The 13,964-nt window shown below is 62.0% G+C and carries 13 protein-coding genes; 4 read left to right on the top strand and 9 right to left on the bottom strand.

Annotated elements, in window-relative coordinates:
• The first annotated feature begins 190 nt into the window (after positions 1-190).
• On the top strand, positions 191-364 hold the full coding sequence (locus FHT79_RS07120; RefSeq protein WP_012758267.1) for a hypothetical protein: 174 nt from the start codon (positions 191-193) through the stop codon (positions 362-364).
• A 309-nt stretch (positions 365-673) separates the two neighbouring features.
• Here FHT79_RS07120 and FHT79_RS07125 read toward each other — a convergent pair whose 3' ends face one another.
• Both FHT79_RS07125 and FHT79_RS07130 read right to left on the bottom strand, forming a co-directional pair.
• Positions 674-1,552, bottom strand: coding sequence for a 50S ribosomal protein L11 methyltransferase (locus FHT79_RS07125; RefSeq protein ID WP_183903153.1), 879 nt, complete (start codon positions 1,550-1,552; stop codon positions 674-676).
• A gap of 68 nt (positions 1,553-1,620) precedes the next feature.
• Positions 1,621-2,223: an SCO family protein gene (locus FHT79_RS07130; RefSeq protein WP_183903154.1), complete on the bottom strand. Its 603-nt coding sequence runs from the start codon at positions 2,221-2,223 to the stop codon at positions 1,621-1,623.
• Between the two features lie 392 nt (positions 2,224-2,615).
• On the opposite strand from FHT79_RS07130, the gene FHT79_RS07135 reads away from it, so the two are divergent.
• Both FHT79_RS07135 and FHT79_RS07140 read left to right on the top strand, forming a co-directional pair.
• The gene (locus tag FHT79_RS07135; RefSeq protein ID WP_183903155.1) at positions 2,616-4,580 is read left to right on the top strand and encodes a methyl-accepting chemotaxis protein; all 1,965 of its coding nucleotides are present in this window, start codon (positions 2,616-2,618) and stop codon (positions 4,578-4,580) included.
• Positions 4,581-4,582: 2 nt separating this feature from the next.
• Complete coding sequence (locus tag FHT79_RS07140; RefSeq protein ID WP_017965084.1) at positions 4,583-5,050, top strand: chemotaxis protein CheW; 468 nt, start codon at positions 4,583-4,585, stop codon at positions 5,048-5,050.
• A 230-nt stretch (positions 5,051-5,280) separates the two neighbouring features.
• Here FHT79_RS07140 and FHT79_RS07145 read toward each other — a convergent pair whose 3' ends face one another.
• Together FHT79_RS07145 and FHT79_RS07150 are read right to left on the bottom strand one after the other, a co-directional pair.
• Positions 5,281-5,772 (bottom strand): CreA family protein, encoded by a 492-nt coding sequence (locus tag FHT79_RS07145; protein WP_047610915.1) that lies wholly within the window; start codon positions 5,770-5,772, stop codon positions 5,281-5,283.
• Positions 5,773-5,848: 76 nt separating this feature from the next.
• Positions 5,849-6,439, bottom strand: a complete 591-nt coding sequence (locus FHT79_RS07150; protein WP_183903156.1) for a 3'-5' exonuclease — start codon at positions 6,437-6,439, stop codon at positions 5,849-5,851.
• Positions 6,440-6,718: 279 nt separating this feature from the next.
• Here FHT79_RS07150 and FHT79_RS07155 point away from each other — a divergent pair, with 279 nt between their 5' ends.
• The gene (locus FHT79_RS07155; RefSeq protein ID WP_183903157.1) at positions 6,719-7,255 is read left to right on the top strand and encodes a GNAT family N-acetyltransferase; all 537 of its coding nucleotides are present in this window, start codon (positions 6,719-6,721) and stop codon (positions 7,253-7,255) included.
• A gap of 34 nt (positions 7,256-7,289) precedes the next feature.
• Here FHT79_RS07155 and ligA read toward each other — a convergent pair whose 3' ends face one another.
• The 5 genes from ligA to lpxC all read right to left on the bottom strand — a co-directional run bounded on the left by ligA (position 7,290) and on the right by lpxC (position 13,939).
• Positions 7,290-9,446, bottom strand: a complete 2,157-nt coding sequence (gene ligA / locus FHT79_RS07160; protein ID WP_183903158.1) for an NAD-dependent DNA ligase LigA — start codon at positions 9,444-9,446, stop codon at positions 7,290-7,292.
• Positions 9,447-9,548: 102 nt separating this feature from the next.
• The gene (locus tag FHT79_RS07165; RefSeq protein ID WP_183903159.1) at positions 9,549-10,085 is read right to left on the bottom strand and encodes a DUF6886 family protein; all 537 of its coding nucleotides are present in this window, start codon (positions 10,083-10,085) and stop codon (positions 9,549-9,551) included.
• Positions 10,086-10,176: 91 nt separating this feature from the next.
• A complete protein-coding gene (gene recN / locus FHT79_RS07170; RefSeq protein WP_047610924.1) occupies positions 10,177-11,850 on the bottom strand; it encodes a DNA repair protein RecN in 1,674 nt (557 codons plus the stop codon).
• Positions 11,851-11,855: 5 nt separating this feature from the next.
• Positions 11,856-12,725, bottom strand: a complete 870-nt coding sequence (locus tag FHT79_RS07175) for an outer membrane protein assembly factor BamD (RefSeq protein WP_174824440.1) — start codon at positions 12,723-12,725, stop codon at positions 11,856-11,858.
• A gap of 257 nt (positions 12,726-12,982) precedes the next feature.
• Positions 12,983-13,939, bottom strand: a complete 957-nt coding sequence (gene lpxC, locus FHT79_RS07180) for a UDP-3-O-acyl-N-acetylglucosamine deacetylase (protein WP_047610927.1) — start codon at positions 13,937-13,939, stop codon at positions 12,983-12,985.
• Between the last annotated feature and the right edge of the window lie 25 nt (positions 13,940-13,964).

The following is a 13,964-nucleotide window of genomic DNA, read 5'->3' on the forward strand; positions in this document are numbered from 1 at the left end:
GAAACGAGTCGAAACCCTTGGGGCCGCTCAACATTTTGACAGAACTGTGACACGAAATCGCAATTTGGCACGCTTTATGCATTGGCCGCATGGCTCCCATGAGCAAAACCCTCTGCCTCCGCATTTCAGAATAGCTATATAGACGCCATCGAACGGTTCGCGATGAACCCGAAACAAAGGAATTCTTGAAATGACCGCCTCTCTCTCGCGCTTCGCATATAGCAGCCCGGTGCAGGCTGGCGAACGCCAGACCGTGCGTCACGTGATCGGAGCCCGCCGCCCGCAGAACGAGGACAGCCTCAAGCTGCTCGGCGCCGGCCAGCGCGCTACGCGCCACAAGGGCGCCCTCAGCTACGCGTTCTAAGCCTGAAAGCCCGTCCGTCTCCTCCCTCCCGGACCGGCCTATTGGAATGCAGTAGAGCCCGCTTGAGCGCCCCTCCCCTTGAGCTCGCGGGCATTGGCCGGATAGACCGGTCCAAGGCGGTGCCATCGGCACCGCCTTTTTTCTTGTCTTAGGAAGAGTGCGAGTCGCGGCGTCGTGGGGATGGAGCGCAAGCCCCTCCTCGCTCATTCCTGTGACAGGCTCAGCATTGGGGCGGGGAAGGAACTTGGTGCCCCAAGCAAGCGTGACGTAGGCTAGGGCGCTCACCTACCCAGAAACAACCCAGCAAAATTACGGTCGATCGAAGTGGATCGTCACCCAGCCATTGCGCCATATGGTCCGCACATGGCGAAGCCGTGCGCCGCTATAGGCGGCAATCACCTTCCAGCGCTGCGCGGCTAGAATGCCCGAAAGAATCACCGATCCACCCGGCGCAAGATGCGTCGCGAGCTTCGGCGCCATGCGGATCAGCGGCCGGGCGAGAATGTTGGCGATGATCAGATCGAAGGGACCGTGTTCGGAAAAGGCCGTTGAATGAAAGCCCGGCGCGGTCCTGGTGACGATGCCCGACGCGATGCCGTTGCGGCGCACGTTCTCGGCCGCCACCCGTGTCGCGATCGGATCGATGTCGGTCGCCAGCACCGGTATGTTCTTGAGCTTGCGCACCGCAATCGCCAGCACGCCGCTGCCGGTCCCGAGATCGAGCGCATTGCGGACCGGGCGCGAGCGCACCACGGCATCGATCACTTCGAGGCAGCCGGCCGTCGTGCCGTGATGGCCGGTGCCGAAGGCCTGGCCGGCATCGATCTCGATGGCGATATCGCCGGGGCGGACCTTGTCGCGGTCATGCGAACCATGCACCAGGAAGCGCCCTGCCCTGACGGGCTTCAGCCCCTCCAGCGATTTCACCACCCAGTCGACCTCGGGGATGACTTCTCGCTCCAACCGGGCATCGGGGAAAGAGGTCTTCAATGCATCCTCGACGCGGGAACGCACTTCGGCCTCGTCCTCGGCCATCATATAGATCGAGGCTTCCCAGATATCCTTCTTCTCATCGATCTCGGTGGTGCCGATGGCAAAGTCTTCTTCGCCGAAGACCGTGCTCAGAAGGTCGAGAATCTCTTCGGCCTTGCTTTCGGTCGTCGTCACGTAAAGGCGGATTTCACTCACGATAGGCGGTCTTTCCCGTTTCCGTTGCCCGCCGCCGGTCGGGCCAACGCCCCATCACGCTGAAACCATCACCCCTTGCTGACGAGATTCTCCAGCTTCTTTACCGCCGTGTCCGGGTTTTCGCCATAGGCGATCGTTCCTGAAAACCGCCCGGCCGAATCGAGCAGGAAGACCGAGGCGGTGTGATCCATCGTATAGTCGCCATTCGGATCCTTCTCGTCGACCGGCACCTTCTTGGCGTAGACGCGGAACCCCTTGATGACCTCGGCGACCTTGTCAGGCGCACCTGATATGCCGGTGATCCGCTTGGAAACATTGGAAACGTACTGGTTCATGATCACGGGCGTGTCGCGCTCCGGATCGACGGTGACGAAATACGCCTGGAGCTTGTCGCCCTTCGGATCGACCTTCTCCATCCAGCCGTTCAGCTCGAAAAGCGTCGTCGGGCAAACTTCCGGGCAATGGGTGAAGCCGAAAAACAGCGCCGTCGGCTTGCCGCGCAGCGCCTGCTCGGTGATCGGCTGGCCCGTCTGGGAGACCAGGGTAAAGGGCACGCCGAAGGGAGCCTCCGCCACTACATTCCCCGATCTGCTGAGATAGTACGAGAACCCGCCGAGAAATCCGGCCAGTATCAGGACACCGACCCAGACGGCGATGCGGAAAGTCTTCATTGAATGATCCTCGATCCCGGCGGATATCTGCCGCCCACCCCTTGCGCCCCGCGTGATTATAGCCCCGACCGGACGCGCGCAATTCAACAATATGTTTTCTGACCCGTGATTAATTGTCTCACTGATAGAGGCCATCTACGGCGGAAAATCTGCCCGCCAAAATTGCCATGGATCGAAAACCATTGTGTTTTGAATAATTTGCTTTTGAAGCGAACAGACGATCTCAAGGCACATATCGTTAGGAAAGACTTAAGCCGTCATATCTATATTTAGCAATGCGTGCGGCTCCATCGAGCCGTTCTGACATGAAGTCTGCCGAGTGGCAAAAACCCCGGACGTCCGCATGAGGGTAGGAGAACATAAACCCGAGCGGTTTGTGGAGGGGTCTTTTCATGACGAATTCAGCAGTGCGCAAGAGCCTGTCGGTCAGCCAGCGGCTCTGGACGCTCGGTGGCGCGGCCTTCCTCGGTTTCGGAACGATGCTTGGCGTCGGCTGGTACGAGAACATGCGGGTCGATGCCAGCCTGCGTAGCGCCAGCGAGATCCAGACGAGCGTCAACCATATCGACGACATGCGCCTTGCGAACCTGACGATGGTGCTGGCCGCCATGGATATCATCGTCGACAAGGACGACAAGGCGGTGGAGCCGGAGCGCATCAAGCTGATCGGCGATTCGCTCACCGCGCTTTCCGGCGGCTCGAAGGAAATGCGCCGGCTTGCCGAAGAAATGCATGACGATGGTCTGTTGAAAAGCTATGACGCCGACGTCGCCGCAATGGGCAAGGCGATCCAGGTCGATCTCGTCGCCCTTGTTCAACAGGGTGCGCCCGATGCCGAGTTCGACAAGATCGACGACACGATCGACGGCGCCGGCGAGGAGCTGACCAAAACGCTCGACAAGCTCGCCGCTGACGGCACCGTCTTCGCCCAGCAGCATGTCGATCTTGCCAATGCCGTATCGCGGGAAGCCCTTGTTCTCCAGATCGGCCTCGGCATCTTCGCCATCCTCAGCATGGGTATTCTGCAATATGTCCATGGCGGCTCGATCCGCCGCGGCATCGGCGCCGTGCGCGAAAGCATGCTGCGCATCATGAACGGCGATTTCGCCAGCGACGTTGCCGAAAAGAGCCGCGGCGACGAGATCGGCGAAATGGCTCGCGCCGCCGACAGCTTCCGTCTCGCCGCCATCGAGAAGCGTAACCTCGAGACGCAGAACCAGACCGACAGGCAGCGCAGCGATGCCGAGCACCGTGAGCGCGAAGCCGCAAAGCTCGCCGACGCCGAAGCTCTGAACGCCGCCGTCACAGCCCTCGGCCACGGCCTTACCCGCCTGTCGGAAGGCGACGTGACCGTTACGATCGACCAGCCTTTCCGCGAGGAGTTGGAGCGCCTACGCCGCGACTTCAACCAGACGACGGCAACGCTGCGCAAGGCGATGAGCGACATCGCCGTCAACAGCAGCTCGATCGAGGCGAACAGCCGCCAGATGCGCGCTGCCGCCGATGACCTCGCCAAGCGTACCGAGCAGCAGGCCGCGTCGCTCGAAGAGACGTCAGCCGCCCTCGACCAGATCACCGCCACCGTCCGTAACGCGACCAACCGTGCCGAGGAAGTCGGCCATATGGTCACCCATACCCGTGAGAACACGGCGAAGTCGGATATCGTCGTCGGCGACGCAATGGCGGCGATGCAGCGAATCGAAGGCGCGTCCCGCGAGATCGGCAAGATCATCAACGTCATCGACGAGATCGCCTTCCAGACGAACCTTCTGGCGCTCAACGCCGGCGTCGAGGCAGCACGCGCCGGCGAAGCCGGCAAGGGTTTCGCCGTCGTTGCCCAGGAAGTACGCGAACTCGCCGGCCGCGCCGCCGGCGCTGCCAAGGATATCAAGACCTTGATCGGAAAATCCGGCGACGAAGTGAAGATCGGCGGCGAACTGGTGACGGCCGCCGGCGAAGCGCTTCGCCAGATCGGCGAAGATGTTCTGCGCATCGACGAACATGTTAAATCAATCGTAACCTCTGCGCGCGAACAATCAGTGGGACTGAATGAAATCAATACGTCCATCAGCCAGATGGATCAGGTCACGCAGAAGAACGCGGCCATGGTGGAAGAGACGAACGCTGCAAGCCATACGCTCGCCATCGACGCGGAAAACCTGACGCAACTGGTCAAGCAGTTCAAGACCGGCGAGGGCATGAGCGCCCGGCAAACGCCGCGAGAGGCAAATGCCGCCTCGCATTCGAGACCATCTCCCGCGCGCAACCTGATCGGCAAAGTCGCGGGCGCATTCAACGGCGGTTCTGCCGCCAAAGTCATCGCCTCTCCCGCCGGGGACAACTGGGAAGAATTCTGACCATGAACAACAACGCCATCAAGCAATCGGGCGCCTATCTCGAAATCGTTTCGTTCCACCTGGGCGACCAGGAGTTCTGCATCGACATCATGGCCATCCGCGAAATCCGCGGTTGGGCGCCGGTGACGCCGATGCCGCACACCCCGCCCTACGTGCTGGGTCTCATCAACCTGCGCGGCGCGGTGATCCCCGTCATCGACATGGCCTGCCGCCTCGGCATGAAGATGACCGAGCCCTCCGAGCGCTCGGCGATCATCGTCACCGACATCGCCGGCAAACTGGTCGGCCTGTTGGTCGAGCAGGTTTCCGACATGATGACCATCAAGAGCGAAGACCTGCAGCCGCCGCCGGAAATCATCCCGGAAGCCCAGCGCGCCTTCTGCCGCGGCATCGTCGCGCTCGAAAAGACCATGGTCTGCTTCCTGAACCTCGACACGGTCATTGCCGACGAGCTGACGCAGGCGGCTTGATATTTCTCCGTTTGCGTATTGGAAGGCCCGGCTCGTCCGGGCCTTTTCCGTTTGGTGTGGAGCATAAGCCAGCATCGGATCAGCTTTAGGGAGGGACTAAGCTCAGGCCCCGCCTCGCTCCTCCCGAAACGTCAAAGATCTGGAAAGCGGGTGCGACAAGTTAAGCCCCTCCCCCTTGTGGGGCGGGCTTTTCAATAACGAACGCGAAAAATCCAGGAACCTTCCCGCCCCTACGGCTTCCCGTTCTTCCACACAACATTCTGCCCATAGAGCGGAATGGTCGAGATCGACATCTTCGCCGAACCGTCCGTCAGTTCGCGCGAATGGGCGAGATAGATCAGCGTGTCGTTGGTCTTGTCGTAGATGCGGTTGACGACCAGCGTTTTCCAGATCAGCGACATGCCCTGGCGGAACACCTCGCTGCCGTCCTTGGACAGGTCGATATTGCCGATCTCGATCGGCCCCGTCTGCCGGCAGGCGATGGAATTGTTGGACGGGTCTTCGAACCAGTTGCCGTTCTTGAACCGGTCGATCAGGCTGCGGTCGAAATAGGTGACGTGGCAGGTAACGCCCTTGACCTCAGGGTCGGAGACCGCCTCGACAATGATGTCGTTGCCGATCCAGTCGACCCCGACCTTGCCGACCACCTCGGCCGAGACGACCCCGGCGGAAAGAACGGAGAAAGAGAAGGCGGCGAGGAGAAGATTGCGCAGCTTGGACATGGCGGCTCCCTGAATGATCCGGATTCTAGATAAGCATGCACCCATGCTTTGCAAGAAATCGCCGTTGCGAGAACGCTCAGCCTTTCCGGCAGGTGCAGGGCTCGTAGGCCCGCGCCGTCAGCCGGCCGGGCCTCATGCCGATCAGCGCCGGTATGGCGTGAACGGCGTTCGCCTTGACCGCCTTCGCCATTTCGATCGCCGCCGCCGCGCAGACCGCTGCATCCTCGGCGGCGTTATGATGCACGAAACGCAGGCCGAGATGCTCGGCGATCAGGTTCAGCCGGTGCGAGAGGAAGTGCGGCCAGATCCGCTGCGCCATCTTCAGGCTGCAGAGATAGGTAAGCTCCGGATAGGATTGCCGGTAGAGATCGAGACACGCCCGCCAGACGCTGAAATCGAAGGCGGCATTGTGCGCGATCATCGTGGCACCGCGAAAATCCTCCTCGAACTCGTCCATCACCTCGGGAAACTCAGGCGCATCCTCGACATGCTCCGGCCGGATGCCGTGGATTGCGATGTTCATCCCGGAAAACCGCATGTCCCGCGGCCGGATCAGCCGCTCCTCGACGCGCGTCACCCTGCCCTCCTCGATCCAGGCAAGGCCGACGGAACAGGCGCTGCCGCGCTGTTCGTTCGCCGTCTCGAAGTCAATCGCGATGGTTTTCAATGCCGCAACCCGAATCGTTTCTCCAGGCACAGGAATACCGCCCCGCTTCCCACCGCGCAAATTCGGCACGACGCATGGTTGACTTTTTGCCCCGCATATCGAAACCTACCTGCCATGATCGGCTTCGTGACCATGGCAGCGCTTATTCATCACACCACGACCCTTGAAGGGTACGCGGGAGCGATGGCGCGTTAGCAGCGATCCGATCATCCCGAAACCCTGCCGAGGCGAGCAGGGTTTTCGGAAACCGGCTCTCCTCGTAAACGACGGAGAGCATGAATGTCCGAAAACGAAGAGAATGAACCGCGCGGCCGAGCGCACCTGCCGGATGGGGTCCTGGTGCGCGCCGTCCGCCTTTCCGATGCCGAGGAGATCACCGATCTCATAAATCTGCCGGGCTACCGGGCAGGTACCTTGCGGCCGCCATACCAGGCAGTCGAGGAGGTTCGCAAGCACATGGAAAATCCGTCACCGGGCGCGCTCAACCTCGTCGTCACCCAAAATGGCAAGATCGTCGGCAGTGGCGGCCTCAACCGTCTTTCCGGCCGCAGGCAGCACGTCGCCAGCATCGGCATGGGCGTGCATGACGATTTCACCGGCCGCGGCTTCGGACGGATCCTGCTCGGTGCATTTGTCGACGCTGCCGATGACTGGCTCGATATCAGACGGCTGGAACTGACCGTCTATACCGACAACGATGTCGCCATCGGTCTCTACCGCAAATTCGGCTTCGAACAGGAAGGCCTGCTAAGGGCTTTCGGATATCGCGCCGGTCAATATGTCGACGCCTATACGATGGCACGGCTCAGGCTATGAGCGAGCGGAAGGCTGGCGGCCTGCCCTCAGCCCTTCACCCGCTGATCAACGCCAGCCATTCATCCTCGTCCATCGTCTGCACGCCGAGCTCGCGCGCCTTGTCGAGCTTGGAGCCGGCGCCGGGGCCGGCAACGACGATGTCGGTCTTCTTGGAGACCGATCCCGCCACCTTGGCGCCGAGGCTTTCCGCCCTCGCCTTCGCCTCGTCGCGGGTGAATTTTTCCAGCGACCCGGTGAAGACGACGGTCTTGCCGGCGACCGGGCTGCCCGCCGTCACCGGCTGTTCGGCCTCCTCGGGCGTCACCTCCTCGATAAGCCGGGTGATCACCTCGACATTGCGCGGCTCCTTGTAGAATTCGACGATAGCCCGCGCCACGACCTCGCCGATGCCCTCGATGGCATTGAGATCGTTCCAGGCGTCACCGGCAAGCGTCTCGGCCTCCCGCATCCCCGTCTCAAAGGCCGCATAGGTGCCATAGGAGCGCGCCAGCAGCTTCGCCGTGGTCTCGCCGACATGACGGATGCCGAGCGCGTAGATGAAGCGGTGGAGCGCAATGCTGCGCCGTTCGTTGATCGCCGCATAGAGCTTGCCGACGCTGACCTTGCCGAAGCCGTCGATATTTTCGAGCTTGGTCAGCGATTGCTGCTGGCGCTTCTCCAGCGTGAAGATGTCGGGCGCGGTACGGATCTGCAGCGACGCGTCCTCGTTTTCGAAGAAGAAGTCGATCTGCTTCGAACCGAGCCCTTCAATATCGAAAGCGTTGCGCGAAACGAAGTGCTTCAAATGCTCCGTCGCCTGCGCTCGGCAAATGAAGCCACCCGTGCAGCGGCGCACCGAATCCATCTTGCCGGTCTTCTCGTTGACCTCGCGCACGGCATGCGAACCGCAGACCGGGCATGTCTTCGGGAATTCGTATGGCCGGGCGTCGACCGCGCGTTTTCCCATCACCACATCGAGGATCTGCGGAATGACGTCGCCGGCGCGCTGGACGATGACGGTATCGCCTTCGCGGATATCGTGTTCCTCCGGCCGGATGCGCTCGCCGCTATTGCCGATGCCCTTGATGTAATCCTCGTTGTGCAGCGTCGCATTGGTGACGACGACGCCGCCGACCGTGATCGGCTTCAGCCGCGCCACCGGCGTAAGGGCCCCGGTGCGGCCGACCTGGATCTCGATCTTCTCGACCTCGGTGAAGGCCTGTTCGGCCGGAAACTTATGCGCCGTCGCCCAACGCGGCGAACGCGAGCGGAAGCCGAGACGGGCCTGCAGTTCGAGACTGTCGACCTTATAAACGACGCCGTCGATGTCGTAGTCGAGATCCGGACGCTCAAGGCCGATCTCGTCATAATGCGCCAGGATGTCGGCGACCGAATTCAGCCGCTTCATCAGCGGATTGACCGGGAAACCCCAGTCTCTAAAGGTCTGCACCATGGCAAATTGCGTGTCGGCGGGCATCTCAGACATCTCGCCCCAGGCATAGGCGAAGAATTTCAGCTTGCGGCTCGCTGTCACCTTGGCGTCGAGCTGGCGCAGCGACCCGGCCGCGGTGTTGCGCGGATTGACGTAGGTCTGTTTGCCCTCCGCCTCCATCTGCCGATTCAGCGCCAGGAAGTCGCTCTTGGCCATATAGACCTCGCCGCGGATCTCGACGACAGCGGGCACGCCCTTCGGCAGCTCGTTGGGGATCTCGGCGATGGTCCGGATGTTGGCGGTGACGTTCTCCCCCGTCGTCCCGTCTCCGCGCGTCGCAGCCGTCACCAGCCTGCCGTTCTCGTAACGGATCGACATCGAGAGACCGTCGATCTTCGGCTCGGCGGTAAAGGCGATCGACTGGTCCGGCAGACGGCCGAGGAAGCGATAGACGCCGGCGACGAAATCCTGCACGTCCTCCTGCGAGAAGGTGTTGTCGAGCGACAGCATCGGCCGCGCATGGACGACAGGCGAGAACGTCACGGAGGGCGCTGCACCGACATGCCGCGATGGGCTGTCTTCGCGGATCAACTCGGGAAAGCGCGCTTCCAGCGCATCATTGCGGCGCTTCAGCGCGTCGTAATCGGCATCCGAAATCTCCGGCTGGTCCTTGCCGTGATAGAGCGCATCGTGATGCGCGATCTCCTTTGCCAGCCGTTCGAGCTCGGCGGCAGCCTCTTCGATCGTCAACGTGTCGACGGCGGAACCTTCGGTGGGCATGGAATAACACTCCAGGGAATCTGGCCAGAAATCTGGATTGTTTTTAGAGCAAAATCGCCGGATGAAAAGAGAGGCCGCGCATGCCGCGCTGCGAAGATCGATCTACCCATCCTGTTCCCAATCCCGCGCATTGCGCAGCCGGATGCCGCTGACATGCAAGCTCGTGTCCCAAAGGCTCTTCAACGGCCGCAAACTGTCGACCACTCTGAGCTCCACGTCGGGCGGCGCAAACTCCCGGTCGAGCCGCGAGATGGCGGTGCGCTCGGTGGGAACAACGCGTCTGCGGGCCACCCACATGCCGGCATCATTCAGATCCTCGAAACCCCCAGCCGGCAGCTCGTAGCGATGGAGCGTTTCCGCCGAGAGCCTTTCCAACCAGTGACGCTCGACATAGGCCGCGGCCCGGCAATCCCTGAGCCAGTGCCGCCTCTCCGCCTCCGGCGTCTTGGGTGTCGCCCAGATCAGGATCCGCGGGCAGTCGCGCGGAAAGAGATACATGAAGTCATGGTCGCCATCGATCGCCCAAACGAGTGGACCGTTCAGCCATTCCCGGCCCGCCGGGCGGATTGAGGCTACGCGAACCGGGCGCGGTTCGAACACCGCAATGTCGGGATCATCGCTGAAATGGAAAAGGCGCATGGCAACAGATCGGCGCGGATCGGAATGTTACGGATAGCGCAAAGCGAGATGTTCGTCACCGCCGTCGGCCTTACCGACAGCCGAGTTGCGATCAGCCGTTGCCGGCCAGCAGCCGCTTTGCCGCCGCCCTCGCCTCTTCGGTCACCGATGCCCCGGCCAGCATGCGGGCGATCTCCTCGGTGCGGTCCTTCTGCGCCATCGTCGCGACGCGCGTAGCGATCTTTTCCGAACCCTCGGCCGCCGGTCCCTTGGAGATCAGAAGATGCGTCGCCGCCCTTGCTGCGACCTGCGGCGCATGCGTGACCGACAGCACCTGCACCCGCTCCGACAGCCGCTTCAGCCGCTGGCCGATCGCATCGGCCACCGCACCGCCGACGCCGGTGTCGATTTCGTCGAAGACCAGCGTCGGAGCAGATCCGCGATCGGCGAGCGCCACCTTCAGCGCCAGCAGGAAACGTGAGAGTTCGCCGCCGGAGGCAACCTTCATGATCGAGCCCGGCCGCGTGCCGGGATTGGTCTGGACATGGAACTCGACCACATCGATGCCTTCAGCCAGGGCCTCGTGCGCATCGGTGGTGATCTCGACCATGAAACGGGCGCGTTCGAGCTTCAGCGCCGGCAGCTCGGCCATGACAGCCGCAGCCAAGGCGATACCGGCATGATGGCGCTTGTCGGAGAGCGAGCGCGCCGCGGCATCGTAATTTTCCCGGGCCAGGCCGACCTCGGCTTCGAGCCGCGCCAGCCGCTCCTCACCCGCGTCGAGATCGGCAAGGTCGGCGATCATGCGGACGGCAAGCGCAGGCAGCTCGGTGACGGGCACGGAATATTTGCGCGAGGCGGCCCGGAGCGCAAAAAGCCGCTCCTCTACCCGCTCCAGTTCCCTCGGATCATATTCGGTCTTGCGCAGCGCCGCCTCGACTTCCATCTGCGCGTTGGAAAGCTGATCGAGCGCGGCATCGAGCAGCGCCACCGTGTCTTCGAGCAATCCTGGCGCCTCATGGCTCTTGCGCTCCAGCCGGCGCACCAGCGAGGCGATATGGGGCACCGGCGAGGCATTGCCGTTCAGGAACTCGGAGGCCTCGGCGATATCGCCGGCGATTCGCTCGGCCTTCATCATTTTCTGCCGGCGGTCGGCGAGTTCTTCCTCCTCGCCATCCTGCGGCGAGAGCTTCTCGAGTTCCTCGACGGAAGAACGCAGATAGTCGGCTTCGCGTGCCGCACTTTCCACCTTCTCGCGGTGCTTCTTCAGCGTCCGCTCGCTATCGCGCCACAGCCGATAGAGCCGGGAGACCTCCGAAACCTCGTCGGTAAGGCCGGCGAAGGCATCGAGCAGAGTGCGGTGGGCATTGGTGTCGACCAAAGCGCGGTCGTCATGCTGGCCATGGATTTCGACCAGCATTTGACCGGCCTGGCGCATCAGCTGCACGCTGACCGGTTGGTCGTTGACATAGGCCTTGGTGCGCCCGTCCGCCGATTGCTGGCGGCGAAAGATCAGATCACCCTCGTCATCGATGCCGTTTTCACGCAAGAGCATGCGGGCGCCGTGATCCATGCCAACGTCGAACACAGCCGTCACCTGGCCCTTGTCCTCGCCATGGCGCACCAGGTTGCCGTCGCCGCGCCCGCCGAGCGCCAGCGACAGGCTGTCGAGCAAGATGGATTTGCCCGCCCCGGTCTCGCCCGTCAGCACGGAGAGGCCGGTCTCGAAGGCAAGATCCAGCCGCTCGATCAGGACGATATCGCGGATCGAAAGCTGGATCAGCATTGGCCTCAGGAACCGAGAAGAAGTTTCTTGCCTGCCGCAGCGATCCACGAGCCCTTGTTCTCACGCGGCTCGGCACCACCGGTCTGCAGCAGCTTGTAGGAATCGGCGTACCACTGGCTGTCGGGATAATTGTGACCCAGAACGGCAGCCGCCGTCTGCGCCTCGTCGACGATGCCCATGGCGTAATAAGCTTCGACGAGACGCGCCAGGGCCTCTTCGATCTGGTTGGTGTTCGGATATTTCTCGACGACGATGCGGAAGCGTGAGATCGCGGCGAGATATTCCTTCCGCTCCATGTAGTAGCGGCCGATCTGCATTTCCTTGCCGGCGAGCTGGTCGCGCGCGAAGCGGATCTTCGCCTGCGCGTCGTCGACATATTCGGAGTTCGGATAGTTGTCGATGACAGCCTGCATCGCCTCGATCGTCTTGGCCGAGGCGCGCTGGTCCTGCGTCACGTCGACGATCTGCTTGGAATAGGTGAGACCGATGAGATACTGCACATAGGCGGCATCCTGGGACTTCGGATATTGCGACATGTAGCGGTTGCCCGAAGCAAGCGCATCGTCCAGACGCCCCTGGCGGTATTTGACGAAGGTGCTCATCACAAGCGCCTTGCGCGCCCATTCGGAGAACGGGTTCTCGCGGTCGATCGCGTCGAACTTGCGCGCCGCTTCCGCCATGTTGCCGGCCTTCATATTGGCAAGGCCCTGGGTGTAGAGCACATCAGGCGGATCAGTTTCGAGGCCGAGCTTGGTAATGTCGATATCAGGGTCCGACTGGCAACCGGAGATCGCGGCGCCTGCGCTGAGCACCAGAAGCGATGCGAACAAAGCACGCGCTGTCTTCATCATACCTTCAGATCCTGCATAACCCATTCGAAAGAACCCCACTGCCGCCGCTCGCTCCACGGCAGCCACGCCTCGCTGGCGTTTCTAGCCACAAATGTGCATCAAGAGCAACGCAATGATAAGGCATTAACGCATTTTTGTGGCAGCCGCCGCAGAATGACCGGGCTTTTCATCTTCTTCCCGACCTGTGGCAGTCATGCATCTGCCTATTGCCGACGACGCGGCGGATATAAAAAAACCGCCTCCGGGAAAGAGGCGGCCTGGTCTTGAGAATGTGCTGGAGGTCATGCCGACCAGGGAGCGAATTCCGAAGCGCTGACTGCGATAAGTTCACGGGCAGCAACGCGCTGGCGCGGCGTCGACGTCTCCACGACCTCGTAGGCGGAGGGATCGGCGAGCAGCGCCTTCAGCGCATTGGCGTTCATCTTGTGACCGCCGCGATAGGAACGGTAGCAGCCGATGAACGGCGCGCCGGCAAGCGACAGATCGCCGACGGCATCGAGCGTCTTGTGGCGGACGAATTCGTCCTTGGCGTAACGCAGCCCTTCGACATTGATGACGGTATTGTCGTCCGAGATGACGACGGAATTTTCAAGCGAGGAGCCGAGCGCGTGGCCCGACGCCCAGAGACGCTCGACATCGCGCATGAAACCGAAGGTGCGGGCGCGGGAAAGCTCTGCCTTGAAGACGGCGGCGTTCATGTCGCCGGCCCACTTCTGCCGGCCGATCAGCGGGCACTCGAAATCGATTTCGACTTCGAAGCGCGTCCCATCATAGGGACGGAATTCGCTCCAGGAGCCGCCATGCTCGATTCGCACCGGCTTGGTGATACGGATATAGCGGCGCTTGACGCCGAGCGAGACGAGACCGACCTGCTCGATTGCCTCGACGAAGGGCAGCGAGCTGCCATCCATGATCGGCATTTCGGAGCCCTGCACCTCGATCACCACATTGTCGAGGCCGAGCGCATAGATGGCGGCCATGACATGCTCGATCGTCGCCACCGAATGGGCGGGCGAGAAGCCGAGCACGGTGCAAAGGTCGGTATTGCCGACCTGCGAGGAGACGGCCTTGAGTTCGGTGATATCGCCATTGTCATGCAGGCGCTGGAAAACGACGCCGGTGCCCGATTCCGCCGGGTTCAGGGTGATCGAGACATCAGCGCCCGAATGCACTCCGATGCCCGAGAGCGTTACGGGGCGCGATACCGTCGTTTGAAAACCCAGCAAGCCAATTGCCATAAATTCTGCCTTTTATTCTACCGTA

The organism is Rhizobium sp. BK212 (assembly GCF_014197475.1).
In the GTDB taxonomy this organism is placed as follows: domain Bacteria; phylum Pseudomonadota; class Alphaproteobacteria; order Rhizobiales; family Rhizobiaceae; genus Rhizobium; species Rhizobium anhuiense.

What these genes read in the sequence shown, in the direction of transcription:
- FHT79_RS07175 (WP_174824440.1), bottom strand. Translation starts at nt 12,725, where the DNA reads ATGGGTTATGCAGGATCTGAAGGTATGATGAAGACAGCGCGTGCTTTG.
- FHT79_RS07145 (WP_047610915.1), bottom strand. Translation starts at nt 5,772, where the DNA reads ATGTCCAAGCTGCGCAATCTTCTCCTCGCCGCCTTCTCTTTCTCCGTT.
- FHT79_RS07120 (WP_012758267.1), top strand. Translation starts at nt 191, where the DNA reads ATGACCGCCTCTCTCTCGCGCTTCGCATATAGCAGCCCGGTGCAGGCT.
- lpxC (WP_047610927.1), bottom strand. Translation starts at nt 13,939, where the DNA reads ATGGCAATTGGCTTGCTGGGTTTTCAAACGACGGTATCGCGCCCCGTA.
- FHT79_RS07130 (WP_183903154.1), bottom strand. Translation starts at nt 2,223, where the DNA reads ATGAAGACTTTCCGCATCGCCGTCTGGGTCGGTGTCCTGATACTGGCC.
- FHT79_RS07165 (WP_183903159.1), bottom strand. Translation starts at nt 10,085, where the DNA reads ATGCGCCTTTTCCATTTCAGCGATGATCCCGACATTGCGGTGTTCGAA.
- FHT79_RS07135 (WP_183903155.1), top strand. Translation starts at nt 2,616, where the DNA reads ATGACGAATTCAGCAGTGCGCAAGAGCCTGTCGGTCAGCCAGCGGCTC.
- FHT79_RS07140 (WP_017965084.1), top strand. Translation starts at nt 4,583, where the DNA reads ATGAACAACAACGCCATCAAGCAATCGGGCGCCTATCTCGAAATCGTT.
- FHT79_RS07155 (WP_183903157.1), top strand. Translation starts at nt 6,719, where the DNA reads ATGTCCGAAAACGAAGAGAATGAACCGCGCGGCCGAGCGCACCTGCCG.
- recN (WP_047610924.1), bottom strand. Translation starts at nt 11,850, where the DNA reads ATGCTGATCCAGCTTTCGATCCGCGATATCGTCCTGATCGAGCGGCTG.
- ligA (WP_183903158.1), bottom strand. Translation starts at nt 9,446, where the DNA reads ATGCCCACCGAAGGTTCCGCCGTCGACACGTTGACGATCGAAGAGGCT.